We start from the raw sequence: 16,980 nt of genomic DNA, 5'->3' as shown, positions 1-16,980 counted from the left end.
ACCAAGGCAGCACACCATGGCGGCGCATGGCGGGTCGAAAAAAGTGATCTATGCGGCGCTCGCCGGAAATCTTGCGATCGCACTGACCAAATTTGCCGCTGCCTTGTTCACGGGCAGCTCGGCAATGCTCTCGGAAGGCGTCCACTCGCTCGTCGATACCGGCAATGGCAGCCTGCTGCTTTACGGCATGCACCGTGCCGCACGGCCGGCCGACCGCACGCATCCGCTCGGCCATGGCCGCGAGCTGTACTTCTGGAGCTTCATCGTTGCGCTCCTCGTCTTTGCACTGGGCGCCGGCATATCGTTCTACGAAGGCGTGACGCACATCATGGCGCCGGAGCCGATTGCCAACGCCAAGGTGAACTACGCTGTCCTTGGCCTTTCCTTTCTCTTCGAAGGCACCTCTTGGCTGGTGGCGCTGAAGGAGTTCCGCCACCAAAAAGGCAGCCACGGCTGGCTCGAGGCGGTGCAGCTCAGCAAGGATCCGAGTGTCTATACCGTACTCTTCGAGGACAGCGCGGCACTTCTCGGCCTCGTTGTCGCCTTCGCCGGGATATCGGCCGCGGAACTGCTGGACATGCCGAAGCTCGACGGCGCCGCGTCGATCGGCATCGCGCTGATCCTGGGCGGGACCGCGATCTTCCTGGCGCGCGAAAGCAAGAGCCTGCTGCTCGGCGAGCCGGCCTCGCCCGAGGTGCAAACAGAGGTGCTGGCCATCATCCAGCAGGACCCGGCGGTGCAACGGGCAAATGGCGTGCTGACGCTGCATATGGGTCCGCAGGAGATCGTCGCCGCTTTGAGCATCGAGTTCGAGGATCATTTGTCGGCGCCGGAGATAGAGACCTGTGTCGAGCGCCTCGAGACGCGGCTGAAGGCGGAGATGCCGGAGGTGACGCGGCTCTTCGTCAAGCCGCAGACCACCGGCACCTGGGAACGCCGGAGCAAGGCCTTGGCGGGGGCATCCGGACAAGAACCGGCCTAAGGAAAATGGCTTGAGGAAATCGATGCGCCATCGGGCAGTCCCGGCTATGATCGCAGGCAAAAGCTCCAGGAGGAACGAAGATGAAAATCGACGGCGCGTGTCATTGTGGCGCTATCACTTACGAGGCCGAAGTCGATCCGGAAAAGACCACCATTTGTCACTGCATCGATTGTCAGAAGCTAACCGGAACGGCCTTTCGCGTCACCGTGCCGGCGTCCGAGGACAATTACAGGATCACCAAGGGCACGCCGAAGATCTATATCAAGACCGGTTCGAGCGGCGCCAAGCGCGCCCAGGCATTTTGCGGTGAGTGCGGCTCGCATCTCTACGCCACGTCGGCGGGCGAGGGACCGAAGGTTTACGGTATCAGGGTCGGCACGGCACGGCAGCGCGAGCAACTGGTGCCGAGAAAGCAGATCTGGCACCGCTCGGCGCTGCATTGGCTGCCGGAATTCGAAGGCACAACCATCATCGAGGAGCAGTAGCGCCAGACCCGGGCGAAGCCTCCGGTTCCGGCGTAGCTCTCAATCGTCGCCTTCGACGACCCTTAGCCTCAACTGCCCGGTTTTCGAATCGGCGACGCGCGGGCTGATTTCCGCTTTTGCTCCGCTGCCATTCGAACCAGCGGTGTCCTCCGCCGGCTGCACGCCAAACTCCAGCGCCTCGATCTTTTGTCCGCGCCTGGTCACCTTCGATGTCGAGACAAGGATGTCCTCGATATCCTTGGCCGATTGACCGAAATGCGTCTGCAATTTGCGCACCCGCTCGTCGAGGCGGGAGACGTCTTCCATCAGCCGGATAACCTCGCCCTGGATCAGGTGTGCCTGCTCGCGCATGCGGGCATCCTTGAGGATCGCCTGGATGACCTGGATCGACAGCATCAAAAGCGATGGCGAGACGATGACGATCCGTGAGCGATGCGCCTTCTGGACAACGGCCTCGAAATTCTCGTGGATTTCGGCGAACACCGATTCCGAAGGCACGAACATGAAGGCGGTGTCCTGCGTCTCGCCCTGGATCAGGTATTTTTCGGAAATATCGCGGACATGCACCTCGATGTCGCGGCGGAAAGCCTGTGCGGCGGTCTTCTGCAGTTCGGCGCCTTCGGCGGCCCGGATGGCATTCCAGGCCTCGAGCGGAAACTTTGCATCGATGGCAAGCGACGGTGCGCCGTTCGGCATCTTCACCAGGCAGTCGGGCCGGCTGCCATTCGACAAGGTCGCCTGGAATTCATAGGCGCCGTGCGGCAATCCGTCGGCGACGATGGCTTCCATACGCGACTGGCCGAAGGCGCCGCGCGTCTGCTTGTTGGAAAGGATCGCCTGCAATTGCACGACCTGGCCGGCCAGCGACTGGATGTTGCCTTGCGCGATATCGATGACCGCCAGCCGTTCCTGCAGCTTGGCGAGGCTCTCATGCGTCGATCTCGTCTGCTCGGTCATGGTCTGGCCCAGGCGGCCGGTCATGGCATCGAGACGCTGGCCGATCGACTGTGTCAGTTCCGCCTGGCGCGCCCCGAACACTTCGGCGATGGCGCCCATGCGGCCCTGCATTTCCGCCTGGTTTGCCAAGATGCCGGCCATCCGCACCTCGGCGTCGCGGGCGTGGTCGGCGGCTTCGGCGGCCGCCACTGCACGCGCCTTGGCCGATCGCCAGAGCGCAACGACGAGCGCCACGAACAGGCCGAGGAACAGCATTGCGCCGAAACCCAGGGCTTGGCCGAGCGTGATCGTGGTGGCGCCGAGGCGGGCGACAGGTTCGGACAGGATGGTGGCCAGATCGTTCATGTCGACAGCATAGATGATTCGGTCTGCCGGCACAGATCAAAACGTGAACGACCCGAAGGCGCCCCGGTTGACGCTTTTCCTGCGAGGTCTTAGGTGAGACACCATGTCGATCAAGCCGCTTATCATCCTCCCCGATCCCGTCCTGCGCCAGGTTTCAAAACCGGTCGAGCGTGTCGACGGCGATCTGCGCAAACTGGCCGGCGACATGCTGGACACCATGTATGACGCGCCCGGCATCGGCCTCGCAGCGATCCAGGTCGGCGAACCCTTGCGCATGCTGGTGATCGACCTCGCCAAAGAGGACGAGACGCCGGCGCCGCACGTCTTCATCAATCCCGAAATCCTTGAAAGCTCCGACCAGCGGTCGGTCTATGAGGAAGGCTGCCTGTCGATCCCCGATTACTATGCCGAGGTCGAGCGTCCGGCGGCGGTGCGGGTGAAGTTTCTCGACCGCGACGGCAAGCTGCAGGAGATCGAGGCCGAGGGGCTGATGGCGACCTGCCTGCAGCATGAAATCGACCACCTCAACGGCGTGCTGTTCATCGATCACATCTCCAAGCTGAAGCGCGACATGGTGCTCAAGAAATTCAAGAAGCTCGCCAGGGACAAGGCGCCGGGCAAGATGGTGGGGTAGGCGTCGACGAATGCCCCTGCGTGTCATCTTCATGGGTACGCCCGAATTCTCCGTGCCGACGCTGCGGGCGATTGCCGGGGCCGGGCACGAGTTGGCAGCCGTCTACACGCAGCCGCCGCGCGCCGGCGGCCGGCGCGGGCTCGAACTGACGCCGTCGCCGGTGCAGCGCGAGGCGGAGCGGCTTGGCATCGAGGTGCGGTCGCCGGTGTCGCTGAAGGGCGAGGCGGAGCAGGAGGCGTTCCGCGCCTTGGGTGCCGACGTCGCCGTGGTCGTCGCCTACGGGCTGCTTCTGCCCAAACCCATTCTCGAGGCGCCGCGGCTCGGTTGCCTCAACGGTCACGCATCGCTATTGCCGCGCTGGCGCGGCGCTGCCCCTATCCAGCGCGCCATCATGGCCGGCGATACCGAAACGGGCATTATGGTGATGCGGATGGAGGAAGGCCTCGACACCGGCCCGGTGGCAATGGTTGAAAAATGTCCCATTGGTCCCGACATGACGGCCGGCGATCTGCACGACCGGCTGATGGTCCTCGGTGCTGCGCTGATGGTGCAAGCGCTCGAACGGCTGGAGCGGAATACGCTGACATTTACCACACAGGCGGAGGTGGGGGTGACCTACGCCAAGAAAATCGATAAATCGGAGACTCGCATAGACTGGCTGCGACCTGCCGGCGACGTGCACAACCAGATTCGCGGCCTGTCGCCCTTTCCCGGTGCATGGTGCGAGGCCGAAATCGGCGGCCGCGTGGAACGGCTGAAACTGCTTCGCTCGACGCTCTCGCAAGGCGCCGGCGAACCGGGAGGAATTCTCGATGACCGGCTGACGGTCGCCTGCGGGTCAGGCGCGATCAGGCCGGTCGAAGTTCAACGTGCGGGCGCAAGGCCCATTGCCGCGCAGGAGTTTCTGCGCGGGGCCAAGCTCGAAAAAGGAATGAAATTGTCATGAGCATGATGTCCATACGCGCGGCGACGCCGCGGGACCGCGAGGCGATCCGCCTTGTCGAAGAACACGCATTCGGCCAGCAGACGGAGGCCGGACTGGTCGACGCGCTGGTCACCGGCGGTGATGCCGTCGTCGAACTGGTGGCGGACGAAGACGGGCAAGTGGTCGGCCATATCCTGTTTTCACGGCTTTTCGTGCAGAATGGCGGCAAGAGCTTCCCGGCGGTGGCTTTGGCTCCTTTGGCGGTCGAGCCGTCGTTCCACGGCACCGGCATCGGCGGTGCGCTGGTCCGCGAGGCGCATATCCGCCTGAAGGCTGCTGGCGAGACGCTCGCCGTGGTGCTCGGCGATCCGGCCTATTATGGGCGTTTCGGCTACAGTCGTGCCCGTGCCGCGAAATTCGAGAGCGACTACCAAAGCGAAGCCCTGCAGGCGCTTGCCTGGGGCGAGGCGCCGGAGACCGGCAGGCTGGTCTACGCCTCGGCCTTCGGCTCAGCCCTCGCCGCCTGATTTTCGCCTCGATCCGGGAATGCCGCGTTTTCGCCTCGACATCGAATATGACGGCAGTCTCTTCGCCGGCTGGCAGCGCCAGGCCAACCAGCCATCGGTGCAGCAGGCGATCGAGCAGGCGATCGAGAAGTTCTGTGGTGAGCAGGCTTCGCTGCGCGCCGCCGGCCGCACCGATGCCGGCGTCCATGCGACCGCTCAGGTGGCGCATGTCGATCTGATCAAGGCATGGCCCGGCGACAAGGTGCGCGACGCAGTCAACGCGCATCTGCAAGCGGCCAAGGTGCGCATCGCCATCTTGAAGGCCGCCGTCGTGCCGGATGGCTTCGATGCGCGTTTCTCGGCGATCGGCCGCCATTACCTCTACCGCATCGTCAATCGCCGCGCGCCGGCGGCGCTCGACAAGGGCAAGATCTGGTGGGTACCGAAGCAGCTCGATGCCGGTGCCATGCACGAGGCGGCAAAGGTGCTGGTTGGCCGGCATGATTTCACCACCTTCCGCTCGACCCAGTGCCAAGCCACCAGCCCCGTCCGCACGCTCGACCGGCTGGATGTCAGCCGGGCGGGCGATTTCATTGAGGTCCGCGCTTCGGCGCGGTCATTCCTGCACAACCAGGTGCGCTCGATGGTCGGCTCGCTCAAACGTGTCGGCGAAGGCGGCTGGACTGTTGCCGACCTCAAGGCGGCGCTTGAGGCGCGCGACCGTGCGGCCTGCGGTCAGGTGGCGCCGCCCGACGGGCTGTTTCTCGTCGGCGTCGATTATCCGACGCCTGGCTGATCCGGAACGCTGATCCCGAGCAGCGCCTGCAGGCCGAACAGGACGATCAGCGACGCCACGAACATGCCGGCAAAAACGGCGCTGCCGGCGGCCGCACCCCTGCCGATCGCAACGTTGGTCATCCGCCAGGTCAAGACCATCGACAGCGCGAACAACAGCAGCGACACGAGTCCGGAGACTTCGTTGGCCGACGTCAGGAAAAGCCGGATCAACGCCGATGGCAGCATCATCCAGGCGATGATCGCCGAGGCCCAATTGCTGGCCACGACATAATGGACGAAACGGCCGCCGACGCCGACCCGCGGCGCCACCAGGGCGAGGCCTATGAGCGGCAGCACCCAGGCGCCGATATCGACGGTTGCCAGGCGGATCAACATGCTGAAACGGCCGACGAATGCGTTGGGATCGCCGATTTCGTTGGCAATACCGACCCAGCCGACGATCAGTGCCGGCGCCGCGACGACGATGGCAAAAAAGGAGTTCCAGAAACCGTCCGCCGAAAGGTCGAGCAGGCGAAATCCGTCGGCCTTGCCGAGCATCAGCCGCCAGGCACCGGCAAGCGAAGCGTAGGTTTCATCCGCTGAAAGCATCACTAGGATATGTCCTGCGCAAACCAGTCTTCAACGAAGCGCAGATAAATCTGCGTCAGCGTCTCGAGGTCGGCAATCGCCACGCGTTCGTCGACCATGTGCATGGTCTTGCCGACCAGTCCGAATTCGACCACCGGACAATAATCCTTGATGAAGCGGGCATCGGAGGTGCCGCCGGAGGTGGAGAGCGCCGGCTTCCTGCCGGTCACCGCCATGATCGAGCCGCCAAGCGTCTCGATCAACCTGTCGTCGCGTGTCAGGAAAACATGGCTCGGCCCGTCGCGCCAGACGATCTCGTAGTCGACCGGCGTCTTCTTGCCGGCGCGGTATTTCTTGCGTTTCGCCGCCCGGTCGAGGCGGTTGTGGATCTCGGCCTGGATCGTCTCGGCGGTCCATGTGTCGTTGAAGCGGATATTGAAGCTAGCCGCCGCCTTCGCCGGGATGACGTTGGTGGCAGGATTGCCGACATCGATGGAGGTCACCTCAAGATTGGTCGGCTGGAAATCCCTTGTTCCGTTGTCGAAGACGGGGTGAAGCAAGGCGTCGACCAGCGTCACCAGGCCGCGCACCGGGTTGTCGGCTAGCTGCGGATAGGCGGCGTGGCCCTGGCGGCCGTTGACGACGACCGTGCCCGATAGAGAGCCGCGCCGGCCGATCTTGATCATATCGCCGAGCGCGTCGGGATTGGTCGGCTCGCCGACGATCGCAGCATGCCATTTCTCACCCTTGGCGGCCGCCCATTCGAGCAGTTTCGTCGTGCCGTTGATCGCCGGCCCTTCCTCGTCGCCGGTTATCAGCAGCGAGACCGACCCCTTCGGGCCGCCCTTCTGCGCGATATGTCGCGCTACCGCCGCGACGAAACAAGCAATGCCGCCCTTCATGTCGACGGCGCCGCGGCCGAACATCTCGCCATTGGCGATCTCGGCGGCAAAGGGCGGGTGCGTCCAGGCTGTTTCATCGCCCACCGGTACGACATCGGTATGGCCGGCAAACATCAGATGCGGGCCGTTGCCGGAACGCCGCGCGTAAAGGTTCTCTATGTCAGGTGTGCCGGATTCGGAAAACATCGGGCGCTCGACGGCAAAGCCGAGCGGCTTCAACATTTCTTCCAGCGCACTCAGCGCACCGCCTTCGGCGGGCGTCACGGAAGCGCAGCGGATGAGAGCAGCCAGATTTCTGGTCGGATCGGTAGGCAGCGTCATGGGCAAAAGCGATAGTCGAAAGCGCAAGGCCTGTCACGGCCAGACATAAGGGCCAGCCATGCCGCCGACATTATGGTTTTCATGCCGTATAATTGCGGCAAGGCCTCTCGACCAGGACAGGGCCATCGCATGATCACGCATGGCAGGACGATCGTAATCGCCGGTGCCGGCAGTATCGGATGCTACGCCGGCGGCTGCCTGATACTTGCCGGGCGAAAGGTGGTTCTGCTGGCGCGGCCTCGCATCGAGAAGGCGCTGCAAAAAGGTGGATTGCGCATCACCGACCGTGATGGCCGCGACCGATCCGTCAAGCCGGAGGCATTGTCGGTCACCGCCGATCCGGCCGCGGCATTCCCCGGTGCCGATGTCATCCTGCTAACGGTCAAGAGCGGCGCGACGCAGGACATGGCCGGGCTTATTGCGGCCCATGCCCGACCGGATGCGGTGGTACTCAGTCTGCAGAACGGCGTCGACAATGCCGATAAGTTGCGAGCCCATCTCGCCGCCCGGCGGGTGCTCGCGGGCATGGTGCCGTTCAACGTGGTCCAATCGGCGGAGGGCGAATTGCCGCTTCGTCTGCACCGCGCCAGCGGCGGCAAGGTGATGATCGAACAGGGTCCGACAGGCCTTGACGAACTGCTTGACGTTGAGGGCTTTGCCGTTGCCACGCATGGTGACATCGAAGCGGTGCTATGGGGCAAGCTGCTGCTCAACCTCAACAACGCGCTGGTGGCGCTTTCCGGCCTGCCGCTGGCGGCAGAGCTTGCCGATCGCCGCTGGCGGCTGATCCTGGCCGGCCAGATCGACGAAGCATTGGCGGCAATGATGGCGACGGGCATCGAACCCGCTCGCATCGCCGGCCTGCGTCCCGCGCTGCTGCCGAAAGTGCTTCGCCTGCCCGACTGGCTGTTCAAGTTCTTGGCGCGGCGGATGCTTGCCATCGACCCTGCCGCGCGTTCGTCGATGTGGGATGACCTTCAGCGCCGCCGGCCGACGGAGATCGGCGAACTGCAAGGCGCGGTCCTGCGTTTGGCCGAAAAGGCCGGCACGCCGGCGCCGTTGCTGAAGCATGTTACGGCACTGGTGCGCGCGGCCGAGCAGAAGAGGCGCGGATCGCCCTGCCAGACGCCGGAAGCCGTTGTCGCGACCGTCAGATCGTAGCCCGCACAGGCGCCCAGTAACGGCCCTTGCCGGTGCGCTTGGCCTCGTAGAGCGCATGGTCGGAACAGGTGAGCAGGATTTCCGGATCGCCTCCGTCGGCGGGTGCGCATGCACTGCCGACGCTCAAGCCGACATGGATGGCGGAGCCGACCCCGAGGTCGAAGGGGACCGAGACCTTTTCGATGGCCCGCTTTGCCAGGTAGGTGGCCTCGATCTCCGAGGTTGCGGGCAAAAGAATGACGAATTCGTCTCCGCCGATACGGAAGACCACGTCCCCCGGACGGAAGCCGCGCTTCAATCGTTCGGCCACCTTGCGCAGCAGCACGTCGCCGACGGCGTGGCCAAAACGGTCGTTGACCTGTTTGAAACCGTCGAGATCCATGCTGAGCACTGCAAACGGCTTGCCGCCATTGGCGGCCGGCGCCGCAAGGTCGCGGCACATGTCGCGCAATTTCTCCTGCAGGAAGATGCGGTTTGGCAGGCCGGTCAGCGCGTCCTTGATGGCCAGGTCGCGATTGTCCAGTTCGGCGCGGATCATGCGGGCATTGATTGCGTGGTTCTGAAGCAGCACGATGATGACGCCGGCCACATAGAACGGCGTTTGAATTCCGACGATCGGCATTCCGGGCGCCGCAGAAAACAATGCACCGACCACGTAAGGCAGGCTTACGGCCAACATGACGAATATGGCGAAGCGCGGGGTCGCCGCATTGCGTGACGACACCATGCCGACGACGCCTGCGACATTCAAGGCGGCAAGTACGGAAAGCGCCATATTCCCGCCGGCAACACAGCCATAGCAGCCGAGGCCGAAAACGACCGACCAGACGCCGCTGGCTGCCATCAGGCCCGCCAGCGGCCCTTTCGAGCCGCGCCTGCGGGCCTGCTCGCATTCCCGCATCAGCAGAACGCGGACGGTGAAAAGCATCAGGTCGGCGGCAATCCAGGCGTAGGGCCACCAATCCCCGGTGGCAAGAGCGGCGCTGACCGCAACCAACAGAACGCTGATGGTGCCGAACAGGACCGCGAATTTGCGCTCGAAGGTGGTGTCGAGAAGCCGGGCGCGGACAGCTTCCGGTTCCAATTTCATCGGCGAAGAGAACCAGGCAAACAGGCGAGCGGCGGCGCTCCACGTTTTGCGCGGCTCGTTGGTGGTCAGGGATAGGTCGCTTGCCAGTCGAGCGCTCCGTGCCGGTCGACACAGTCTTCGCCGGCATGCTGGGCCAGGGTGATTAACATTCGCTTAGAGCATCCGGCGCAAAACCGGGCTTTCGGAACTCCCCGTTCCGCCGCTCTGGAGCAATTCCAGGAAAAGTGTGAAGCGGTTTTCCGTCCGGAATTGCGTCAAAACAAAAAGATAGAGCGGTTCGGCGTTTCTGCGAAACGATGAACCGTTCTAGCGGATCTGCCGCCGGATGGCCGGTTTTAGCTTGCCGGCCCCGGTTGTCTGCGGACTGCAGGCCGACGCGGCGGACCCGGCTCGGGATAGGTCTTCGCCGCACGTGCCGGCTGCCCATGAGGGGTTTCGATCAGCGTGATCTTCTGCCAGATCTTTCGCGAGAGGTTCGAAGCCAGGTTCTCGATGTCGTTGACGCCGTCGATGACCACGGCGTCATTGACCGACTGCGCAAACAGCGCGGCGATCTTGCCGGTGATCGACAGCATCTCGGAGCAGTAGTCGAGATAGCGGGCAAGGTCGGCGGCGTTGGTGATGCGGGCTGGCGAATGCGCAGTCGGCTTGAAACTGGCTGAAAGCGTTGCCGGATCCTTGGTCAGCTGGTGCATGTCGATGACGTGGATCAGCGAACGCAGCCCGTGGAGCTGGCGAAACACCCGCTTGCGCTTGATCCGCTCCTCGGAGCGAATCAGGGCCAGAAAGCCCAGCACCGCGAGGATGATCATGTTGAGGGAGGCTTCGATGCCTTGCATCGACTGGAAGGCATCGTGGTTTCCCGAGATGCGGCCGAGCGGCAGGATTGTGCCGACGAACAGGAACATCAGCGCTCCGACGACGAAGGCGGCGATGATGAGGCCGCGCAGCCACCAGATCGGCGCCTCCAGCGCCTTGGCTGCCTTTGCCAGATCGCGCGACAGCGACACGAGCTCGGCGGCGACGCCGCGCAAGCCGGCATCGGGAAAACGCTCGGCGACGCGCTCTTCCAGCCGTTCGGCGGTTTCGAGGATCAGTTTCGAATCAAGCGAGCGGTAGCGCATGACGAAATATCCGATCGGCGCTCAGGGTTCGGCCGGTGCGTTGGTGCGCTTGCCGTAGCGGTTGGGTCCCGGCTGCCCGGGAAATAGGCAAAGCACGAGGAAAGCGATAATCGAGACAACCGGCACGAACAGCACCAGCGCCGCAACGCCCGGCTTGTCGAGGTCGTGCAACCGCTTCACCGCCAGCACCACGTTCGACCAAAGCGAGGCAATGAAGGCGATGAAGAAAATGAACGACCACATGTTGCTCTCGGTAGTGCCTTCCGGAACCAGCGTGAAACGGTAGAGTGGGAGGGCCTGTATGATGGCCACCAGCAGTCCTCCCAGAAAATAGGCCGCGCGGCTGACGCGGCCCGAAGTTCTGAAGAAAAGCCAGATGAGGTCTGATCTGTCAGGCAAGCGAATTCCGTCCGTATTCGTTGAGAAAGATCAATCGCGCAGCAATTCGTTGATCGATGTCTTGGAACGGGTTCTGGCGTCGACCCGCTTGACGATGACGGCGCAGTAGAGGCTGGGGCCGGGCTCGTTGTTTGGAAAAGGCTTGCCCGGCAGCGAGCCGGCGACGACGACGGAATTAGGCGGCACCTCGCCGTAGAAGATCTCGCCGGTGGCGCGGTCGACGATCTTGGTCGACTGGCCGATGAAGACGCCCATGCCGAGCACCGAGCCTTCGCGCACGATGCAGCCTTCGACCACTTCGGAACGGGCGCCGATGAAGCAATTGTCCTCGATGATGGTTGGGCCGGCCTGCATCGGCTCCAGCACACCGCCGATGCCGACGCCGCCCGACAGATGCACATTCTTGCCGATCTGGGCACAGGAGCCGACCGAAGCCCAGGTGTCGACCATGGTGCCGCTGTCGACATAGGCGCCGACATTGACGAAGGACGGCATCAGCACGGCGCCGGGCGCGACATAGGCGGAGCGGCGCACGATCGACGACGGCACGGCGCGGAAGCCCGCCTTCTCAAAATCGACGGCGCTCCAGCCGTCGAACTTCGAAGGCACCTTGTCCCACCATACCGCCTGACCGGGACCGCCCTTTATGATCTCCATCGGGGTGAGCCGGAACGACAGCAGCACCGCTTTCTTCAGCCACTGGTTGACGTGCCATTTGCCGTCGGCCTGCCGCTCGGCGACGCGGGCGACGCCCCGGTCGAGCAGGTCGAGCGCCGATTGGATGGCCTCGCGCGTCTCGCCGCGGGTTGCGGTCGAAATCGTGTCGCGTTCCTCGAAGGCGTTCTCGATAATCTCCTCGAGGCTCGCGAGATCGGGCTTCGACATGAATTCGCTCCATTACCAAGGTGTTAAGGGCCGGCGCCTTAACCTGTTTGAAAGTCGCGCGGACCCTATGTGAAGGCTTGGGGAGGGTCAATCGCGGCAGCGTCACGGGACGGCGCAGGTGAATGATTGGACGGGTAAAGCAAATATGACTCCCATGGAAAAAACGGGATGGACGCCGCTGCCGCATTCGGACGAGGATCTGGAGCGGTCGAGAAGCGTGCCGGACACGCCGCAAACGCGCGCGGAGACATACCGGCTGGCCTGGAACGATCCCGATTTCATGACGCGGCGCGAGTTGCGCGCGGTCAGGCTGCAGCTCGAACTGCTGAAACCGGAGATGATCCTGGCCGAGCGCGGCATCCAATCGACCGTCATCCTGTTCGGCGGCGCCCGCATCCCCGAGCCCGGCGGCGAAGCCTGGGCGGCCAAGAACGAGACGCAGAAGAAGAACCTCGAGCAAAACAGCAAATATTACGAGGAGGCGCGCAAATTCGCTCGCCTCTGCTCGCAGCAGTCGGCCATCTCGTACTATCGCGAATTCGTCGTGGTGACCGGCGGCGGGCCGGGCGTCATGGAGGCCGGCAATCGTGGCGCCGACGATGTTGGCGCGCCGTCGATCGGTCTCAACATCGTGCTGCCGCACGAGCAGGCGCCAAACGCCTACGTGACGCCGGAACTCTGCTTCAACTTCCACTATTTCGCGGTCCGCAAGATGCATTTCGTCATGCGTGCCAAGGCCGTTGCGGTGTTTCCAGGCGGCTTCGGCACGATGGACGAGTTCTTCGAAACGCTGACCCTGATCCAGACCGGCCGCATGGAACGCGTGCCGGTCATCCTGTTCGGCAAGGCTTTCTGGGCAAGGGCGATCGACCTCGATTTCCTCGCCGAGCAAGGCACGATCACGCCCGGCGACCAGGATATCATCGATTTCGTCGACACTGCCGACGAGGCCTGGGGGATCGTCAGCCGCTTCTATAAACTTTGACATGCAAGCAAGGACTTGAAGCGCGCCGGCTGCCTCAAGCAGGGACTTCCACGATCGCCGTGAGAAAGCCGGCGAGGTCGTCGGTGACGAAGTCCACATCGTCCTCGTTGGCCGGGTCGCGTTCCCAGATTTCCGAGAAGGTCGGCTCGAAATTGCGCGGCACCACCAACACTGTGGTCATGCCCAGCGATTTCGGGACCGACAGGTTGCGGGCAAGATCTTCGAACATCACCGCATTTTGCCCGGTAACGGCGTGGAGTTCGGCAAATTTCTCATAGGATTGCCGCGCCGGCTTGGGGTTCAGTCCGGCTGCGACGATATCGAAAATATCATCGAAATGCTCGAGAATGCCCAACTGCCGCGCGGTGCGTTCGGCATGCCGGCGATCGCCATTGGTGAAGATGAATTTACGGCCGGGAAGCTGGCGAATGGCGGTGCCGAGGACGGGATCTGGAACCAGCCAGGAATAATCGATGTCGTGCACTTTCTCGAGAAAATCATCGGGGTCGATGCCGTGGCGCGTCATCAATCCGTTCAGCGTCGTGCCATATTCGCGGTAGAGCTCCTTTTGCAGCTTGCGTGCTTCCTCGCGCGGCAGCGTCAGCAATTCTCCGACGTAGGCGGTCATCTTCACATCGATCTGCGAGAACAGATTCGAATGATGCGGATAAAGCGTGTTGTCGAGATCGAACACCCAGTCGGTGACATGGGCAAAGCGGCCGGGGTCGGGAAGTGTGGTCATACGTCCTTATGGCACGAAACGATCTTTCTAACAGGAGGTTTATCCACAACCTATGCGCGCCCTGGGTGGTAAAAATGGCGCAATGATTAAAATCTTAAGCATCGCCGAAAGACGGACCAGTGGGAGCAAGCGATGAATCGCATATTTCTAAAGTCTGCCGCCATCGCTTTCGCCTCCGTCGCGGTCTCGCTTTTGCTGACGCTGATCGTCGTGCCGGCAATGGGGTTTCCGATCAATCGCACCATCTGGCTGACATCCACCGTGTGCCCGCTCGCGCTTGCCTGGAGCATCGGCGCCTATACGTTCTGGCAGGGCGAAAGGTTGCAGACCGCGCATCGCGAGCTCGCCCGCGCCCATGCCCAACTCGCCGCCGCGCACAGGCGCTTGGCGGAAAAGGCGAGCCGCGACGACATGACCGGCATGCTCAACCGCGAAAGTTTCTTTGCCGCTCTCGACGGCTCCCGGCGCAAATCCGATCGCGGGGCATTGCTGATCGTCGATGCCGACCATTTCAAGACCATCAACGACAGCTACGGCCATCTTATCGGCGACGATGCGCTGCTCCTGATCGCAAACGCGATAGAGCGTGGCGTGCGCAGCGGCGACGTGCTTGGCCGCATCGGCGGCGAGGAATTCTGCGCCCTTCTGATTGGTGCCACCGAACACGAGGCCAGGCGCATCGCCGAGCGCATCCGGCGTGAAGTCGAGCGTATCCGTTTCCGGCCCGTCGACGAACGAACGGTTCCGCTGACAGTCAGTATTGGCGGCATCACCTGCGGCAGAGACGCCGCAGTGTCGGAGCTAATGCGCGCCGCCGACCAGCGGCTCTACGAGGCCAAGCATCGCGGCCGCAATCTGTCGATCATCGACCGCGATATTTCCGAAGCCGCCTGAGCTGAGAGAGTTCCACCCTGTCTGCATTCAACCGCGCCGGGGCCAGACTGTCAAAATCCGAAGATAGCGATGCGGAACAGCAGGACGGCGGCCGCCAACGCGACCAGAGCGATGCCAAGGCCAATGGGAGAGCCCCAGCCATACCACTCCATCGCCAGCTTGGCGTATTTGAACTCCTCGGCTGGTGTGAGTGGGCCGCGCGTCGGGGTCTGATTCATGTTTCACTCCTTGCAGGCTGCGATAGGCCTTGCCTTGCGCCTGATGCAGCATATTACTATAATGGCCGTAATGTTAGGCAGATTGATAGTTAGATGATCGAAATAAATTCGTCAAGCATGAATCGGGCCGACATGAAGACCGCGATCAGCCTTGCCATTATGGGCTGGCAGGACGCGACGCAGGCTTATGACGAGGCAGTGGGCGATAGGCTTGGGCTGAGTATGGCGGAACGCCATTGCCTAGCGCTGCTCTATGGCGGCCCGCGATCGGCTGGCGAGGTCGCGGCCGCAACAGGGTTGACGCCGGCCGCGGTCACCGCGCTGATCGACCGGCTGGAGGCGCGCGGCCTGCTGACACGAACGCGCAGCCTTGAGGACAGGCGCAAGGTGGTCATAGAGGCGACGGAACTCACGCGAGAACTATCGACGCGCTATTATGGCGCGATCGCGCAGGAGGGAGAAAAGCTGATCGCCACATTCAGCGACACTGAGCTCGCCACGATCCTGCGCTTCGTCACGGCGTCCCTCGACCTTCAGCGCGACCAACTGGCCCGGCTGAAGGCCGAGGCGTTGGAAATAACCGACAGCCTATAGGCTCGCCGGGTCGAGCGCTGGCTCGCCTTTGCGGCGCGCCACGATCGCCGCAAGATCGGCGGTCTCGAAAGCATCACGCAGGGCGTCGAACGACGGCAGCACGAAATAGGCACGCTGGAATTTGTCGATCTCGTAGCCGGTACGCATCACGGTTTCCAGGTCGAAGCGGACATGGTGCGCCTCGCCGCCTTCGACCGCGAACTGAAGCTCGGTGAAGGATGACATCAGCCCGGCACCGAAAGCCTTCAGCGGCTGGCCCGGCTCGCGCATCAGCCCGTATTCGACGGTGTACCAGTAAAGCCGGGTGATCATCTCGTCGCCGCCGAGCGCAATCACGCTGTCGGCCTTCTTGCCATACATCTGCATGAAGTCGGCAAAGACCGGCTGCGTCAGGATCGGCACGTGACCGAAGAAATCGTGGAACATGTCGGGCTCGACGATGTAGTCGAGCTCCTTTTGGGTTCGCAGCCAGTTGGTGACCGGGAACCGGCGGTTGGCGAGGTGGTCGAAGAACGGCGCGGCGGGAATGAGCCCCGGCACGGCGACGATCTCCCAGCCGGTGAGCTTGCGCAGCTTCTCGCTGACCTCACCGAAATCCGGGATCTTGTCGAGAAGGCCGAGCGCCGCAACGCCATCGAGATAGGAATGGTGGGCGAGCTTCCTGGTCAGCTTCGTCTGGCGGTCGCACAGCGTGCGCCACACCGCCTGTTCTTCGTCGCTATAATTGTAGCCCTGCGCCACGGTGAAATCGGCACGGCAGACCGAATAATCGCCGCGAAGGCCTCGCGCAGCGCATTCGCGGGCATAGTCGGCAACGTTCATTGTCATGGCTTGCTCTCCCTGGAAATCATGATCAGCGGATTGCCGGAAATTCTAGCGGGATGGCGCGAGGCAAATCAGCTTTGATGGTGGCTCAAATGCGGGGTTGGAGGTAAAAGACTCCACGATCGAGCTTTGGGAGAGTGAAAATGCCTCAGTTTGATGAATTCGAGATCAAGATGCTCGACATCCTGCAGCGCGACGGGCGCAAGCCGGTCTCCGAATTGGCGCAGGAGATTGGGCTGTCGACGACACCTTGCGCGCGGCGCTTCGAGGCCCTTCAGCAAGCGGGCATCATAAAGGGCTTTGCTGCGGTGCTCAGCCGCCGCGCCGTCGGGCTGATGGTCGAAGTGTTCATCCAGGTGCGCCTCGTAACCCACAGCGACGGCTCGCCCGAAACCTTTATCGCCGCCGTGCAGCGCATGGACGAGGTGTCGTCGTGCTGGACGATGACTGGAGACTACGATTTCCTGCTGCATGTCATGGTGCCGTCGGTCGACGAGCTCAATGCCTTCGTCATGCACCGGCTGATGCGGCTCGAAGGCGTGCGCGACGTACACACGCAGCTTGTGCTGCAGAACATCAAGGGGCCTGGCCATGTCCCGCTTGCACATCTCAGACGATAGGCATTTCTGCGGAAAAGCTGC

The 16,980-nt window shown here is 62.9% G+C and carries 21 protein-coding genes; 11 read left to right on the top strand and 10 right to left on the bottom strand.

Translation table 11 applies throughout. The annotated features are described in order from the left end of the window. Positions 1-16 precede the first annotated feature (16 nt). Together NKI18_RS08575 and NKI18_RS08570 are read left to right on the top strand one after the other, a co-directional pair. Positions 17-982: a cation diffusion facilitator family transporter gene (locus NKI18_RS08575; RefSeq protein WP_352619447.1), complete on the top strand. Its 966-nt coding sequence runs from the start codon at positions 17-19 to the stop codon at positions 980-982. A gap of 80 nt (positions 983-1,062) precedes the next feature. After that, a complete protein-coding gene (locus NKI18_RS08570) occupies positions 1,063-1,467 on the top strand; it encodes a GFA family protein (RefSeq protein ID WP_023676952.1) in 405 nt (134 codons plus the stop codon). A 39-nt stretch (positions 1,468-1,506) separates the two neighbouring features. On the opposite strand, the gene NKI18_RS08565 is transcribed toward NKI18_RS08570, so the two are convergent. Then, a complete protein-coding gene (locus NKI18_RS08565) occupies positions 1,507-2,769 on the bottom strand; it encodes a DNA recombination protein RmuC (protein WP_352619448.1) in 1,263 nt (420 codons plus the stop codon). Between the two features lie 103 nt (positions 2,770-2,872). On the opposite strand from NKI18_RS08565, the gene def reads away from it, so the two are divergent. Genes def through truA form a run of 4 tightly spaced genes read left to right on the top strand, consistent with a single transcriptional unit; the run spans position 2,873 to position 5,630 of the window. Continuing rightward, entirely contained in the window at positions 2,873-3,403 is a 531-nt protein-coding gene (gene def / locus NKI18_RS08560) for a peptide deformylase (RefSeq protein WP_352619449.1), read from the top strand. 16 nt (positions 3,404-3,419) lie between these two features. Further along, the gene (fmt, locus tag NKI18_RS08555) at positions 3,420-4,349 is read left to right on the top strand and encodes a methionyl-tRNA formyltransferase (protein WP_352619473.1); all 930 of its coding nucleotides are present in this window, start codon (positions 3,420-3,422) and stop codon (positions 4,347-4,349) included. After that, entirely contained in the window at positions 4,346-4,855 is a 510-nt protein-coding gene (locus NKI18_RS08550) for a GNAT family N-acetyltransferase (RefSeq protein ID WP_352455966.1), read from the top strand. The genes fmt and NKI18_RS08550 overlap by 4 nt, the downstream gene beginning before the upstream one ends. Before the next feature lie 19 nt (positions 4,856-4,874). Beyond that, positions 4,875-5,630: a tRNA pseudouridine(38-40) synthase TruA gene (truA, locus tag NKI18_RS08545; RefSeq protein WP_352619450.1), complete on the top strand. Its 756-nt coding sequence runs from the start codon at positions 4,875-4,877 to the stop codon at positions 5,628-5,630. Here the strand turns inward: truA and NKI18_RS08540 are convergent. Further along, positions 5,612-6,220 (bottom strand): hypothetical protein, encoded by a 609-nt coding sequence (locus NKI18_RS08540; protein ID WP_023677470.1) that lies wholly within the window; start codon positions 6,218-6,220, stop codon positions 5,612-5,614. The genes truA and NKI18_RS08540 overlap by 19 nt on opposite strands. Before the next feature lie 2 nt (positions 6,221-6,222). After that, the gene (gene dapE / locus NKI18_RS08535; RefSeq protein ID WP_352619451.1) at positions 6,223-7,422 is read right to left on the bottom strand and encodes a succinyl-diaminopimelate desuccinylase; all 1,200 of its coding nucleotides are present in this window, start codon (positions 7,420-7,422) and stop codon (positions 6,223-6,225) included. Between the two features lie 129 nt (positions 7,423-7,551). Here dapE and NKI18_RS08530 point away from each other — a divergent pair, with 129 nt between their 5' ends. Then, positions 7,552-8,583, top strand: a complete 1,032-nt coding sequence (locus NKI18_RS08530; RefSeq protein WP_352568524.1) for a 2-dehydropantoate 2-reductase — start codon at positions 7,552-7,554, stop codon at positions 8,581-8,583. Here NKI18_RS08530 and NKI18_RS08525 read toward each other — a convergent pair. From NKI18_RS08525 to dapD, 4 genes are all read right to left on the bottom strand, one after another. Further along, positions 8,573-9,673, bottom strand: a complete 1,101-nt coding sequence (locus NKI18_RS08525) for a GGDEF domain-containing protein (RefSeq protein ID WP_352619452.1) — start codon at positions 9,671-9,673, stop codon at positions 8,573-8,575. The genes NKI18_RS08530 and NKI18_RS08525 overlap by 11 nt on opposite strands. 335 nt (positions 9,674-10,008) lie before the next feature. Continuing rightward, positions 10,009-10,797 carry a hypothetical protein gene (locus NKI18_RS08520; RefSeq protein WP_352619453.1) on the bottom strand — a complete coding sequence of 263 codons (789 nt, stop codon included), beginning with the start codon at positions 10,795-10,797 and terminating at the stop codon, positions 10,009-10,011. A 21-nt stretch (positions 10,798-10,818) separates the two neighbouring features. Further along, positions 10,819-11,196 (bottom strand): DUF805 domain-containing protein, encoded by a 378-nt coding sequence (locus tag NKI18_RS08515; RefSeq protein WP_023677473.1) that lies wholly within the window; start codon positions 11,194-11,196, stop codon positions 10,819-10,821. A gap of 30 nt (positions 11,197-11,226) precedes the next feature. Then, positions 11,227-12,081: a 2,3,4,5-tetrahydropyridine-2,6-dicarboxylate N-succinyltransferase gene (gene dapD, locus NKI18_RS08510; protein ID WP_023677474.1), complete on the bottom strand. Its 855-nt coding sequence runs from the start codon at positions 12,079-12,081 to the stop codon at positions 11,227-11,229. 145 nt (positions 12,082-12,226) lie between these two features. On the opposite strand from dapD, the gene NKI18_RS08505 reads away from it, so the two are divergent. Next, positions 12,227-13,066: an LOG family protein gene (locus NKI18_RS08505; RefSeq protein WP_352588564.1), complete on the top strand. Its 840-nt coding sequence runs from the start codon at positions 12,227-12,229 to the stop codon at positions 13,064-13,066. A 34-nt stretch (positions 13,067-13,100) separates the two neighbouring features. On the opposite strand, the gene NKI18_RS08500 is transcribed toward NKI18_RS08505, so the two are convergent. After that, positions 13,101-13,808 carry a pyrimidine 5'-nucleotidase gene (locus NKI18_RS08500; RefSeq protein ID WP_352619454.1) on the bottom strand — a complete coding sequence of 236 codons (708 nt, stop codon included), beginning with the start codon at positions 13,806-13,808 and terminating at the stop codon, positions 13,101-13,103. A 132-nt stretch (positions 13,809-13,940) separates the two neighbouring features. Here NKI18_RS08500 and NKI18_RS08495 point away from each other — a divergent pair, with 132 nt between their 5' ends. Next, entirely contained in the window at positions 13,941-14,702 is a 762-nt protein-coding gene (locus NKI18_RS08495; protein WP_352619455.1) for a GGDEF domain-containing protein, read from the top strand. Positions 14,703-14,752: 50 nt separating this feature from the next. On the opposite strand, the gene NKI18_RS08490 is transcribed toward NKI18_RS08495, so the two are convergent. Further along, positions 14,753-14,920 carry a hypothetical protein gene (locus tag NKI18_RS08490; RefSeq protein WP_352619456.1) on the bottom strand — a complete coding sequence of 56 codons (168 nt, stop codon included), beginning with the start codon at positions 14,918-14,920 and terminating at the stop codon, positions 14,753-14,755. A 93-nt stretch (positions 14,921-15,013) separates the two neighbouring features. Between NKI18_RS08490 and NKI18_RS08485 the strand changes: the two genes are divergently transcribed. Beyond that, on the top strand, positions 15,014-15,514 hold the full coding sequence (locus tag NKI18_RS08485) for a MarR family winged helix-turn-helix transcriptional regulator (protein ID WP_352619457.1): 501 nt from the start codon (positions 15,014-15,016) through the stop codon (positions 15,512-15,514). Here NKI18_RS08485 and phhA read toward each other — a convergent pair. Continuing rightward, positions 15,509-16,342 (bottom strand): phenylalanine 4-monooxygenase, encoded by an 834-nt coding sequence (gene phhA / locus NKI18_RS08480; RefSeq protein ID WP_352619458.1) that lies wholly within the window; start codon positions 16,340-16,342, stop codon positions 15,509-15,511. The two genes, NKI18_RS08485 and phhA, sit on opposite strands and share 6 nt — an antisense overlap. A gap of 140 nt (positions 16,343-16,482) precedes the next feature. On the opposite strand from phhA, the gene NKI18_RS08475 reads away from it, so the two are divergent. Continuing rightward, the gene (locus NKI18_RS08475; protein ID WP_023677481.1) at positions 16,483-16,959 is read left to right on the top strand and encodes an Lrp/AsnC family transcriptional regulator; all 477 of its coding nucleotides are present in this window, start codon (positions 16,483-16,485) and stop codon (positions 16,957-16,959) included. Positions 16,960-16,980 lie beyond the last annotated feature (21 nt).

This window comes from Mesorhizobium sp. M0800 (assembly GCF_040320095.1).
Lineage (GTDB): Bacteria > Pseudomonadota > Alphaproteobacteria > Rhizobiales > Rhizobiaceae > Mesorhizobium.
Note: the sequence above shows the minus strand (reverse complement) of the source record. Positions and strands in the feature narration are given on the sequence as shown.

Excerpts from the sequence above, each read along its gene's own strand:
- NKI18_RS08530 (WP_352568524.1), top strand. The coding sequence starts at position 7,552 with ATGATCACGCATGGCAGGACGATCGTAATCGCCGGTGCCGGCAGTATC.
- NKI18_RS08495 (WP_352619455.1), top strand. The coding sequence starts at position 13,941 with ATGAATCGCATATTTCTAAAGTCTGCCGCCATCGCTTTCGCCTCCGTC.
- NKI18_RS08565 (WP_352619448.1), bottom strand. The coding sequence starts at position 2,769 with ATGAACGATCTGGCCACCATCCTGTCCGAACCTGTCGCCCGCCTCGGC.
- NKI18_RS08570 (WP_023676952.1), top strand. The coding sequence starts at position 1,063 with ATGAAAATCGACGGCGCGTGTCATTGTGGCGCTATCACTTACGAGGCC.
- NKI18_RS08540 (WP_023677470.1), bottom strand. The coding sequence starts at position 6,220 with ATGCTTTCAGCGGATGAAACCTACGCTTCGCTTGCCGGTGCCTGGCGG.
- dapE (WP_352619451.1), bottom strand. The coding sequence starts at position 7,422 with ATGACGCTGCCTACCGATCCGACCAGAAATCTGGCTGCTCTCATCCGC.
- phhA (WP_352619458.1), bottom strand. The coding sequence starts at position 16,342 with ATGACAATGAACGTTGCCGACTATGCCCGCGAATGCGCTGCGCGAGGC.
- NKI18_RS08485 (WP_352619457.1), top strand. The coding sequence starts at position 15,014 with ATGATCGAAATAAATTCGTCAAGCATGAATCGGGCCGACATGAAGACC.
- NKI18_RS08500 (WP_352619454.1), bottom strand. The coding sequence starts at position 13,808 with ATGACCACACTTCCCGACCCCGGCCGCTTTGCCCATGTCACCGACTGG.
- NKI18_RS08475 (WP_023677481.1), top strand. The coding sequence starts at position 16,483 with ATGCCTCAGTTTGATGAATTCGAGATCAAGATGCTCGACATCCTGCAG.
- dapD (WP_023677474.1), bottom strand. The coding sequence starts at position 12,081 with ATGTCGAAGCCCGATCTCGCGAGCCTCGAGGAGATTATCGAGAACGCC.
- def (WP_352619449.1), top strand. The coding sequence starts at position 2,873 with ATGTCGATCAAGCCGCTTATCATCCTCCCCGATCCCGTCCTGCGCCAG.
- truA (WP_352619450.1), top strand. The coding sequence starts at position 4,875 with ATGCCGCGTTTTCGCCTCGACATCGAATATGACGGCAGTCTCTTCGCC.
- NKI18_RS08520 (WP_352619453.1), bottom strand. The coding sequence starts at position 10,797 with ATGCGCTACCGCTCGCTTGATTCGAAACTGATCCTCGAAACCGCCGAA.
- NKI18_RS08525 (WP_352619452.1), bottom strand. The coding sequence starts at position 9,673 with ATGAAATTGGAACCGGAAGCTGTCCGCGCCCGGCTTCTCGACACCACC.
- NKI18_RS08505 (WP_352588564.1), top strand. The coding sequence starts at position 12,227 with ATGACTCCCATGGAAAAAACGGGATGGACGCCGCTGCCGCATTCGGAC.
- NKI18_RS08490 (WP_352619456.1), bottom strand. The coding sequence starts at position 14,920 with ATGAATCAGACCCCGACGCGCGGCCCACTCACACCAGCCGAGGAGTTC.
- NKI18_RS08550 (WP_352455966.1), top strand. The coding sequence starts at position 4,346 with ATGAGCATGATGTCCATACGCGCGGCGACGCCGCGGGACCGCGAGGCG.
- NKI18_RS08575 (WP_352619447.1), top strand. The coding sequence starts at position 17 with ATGGCGGCGCATGGCGGGTCGAAAAAAGTGATCTATGCGGCGCTCGCC.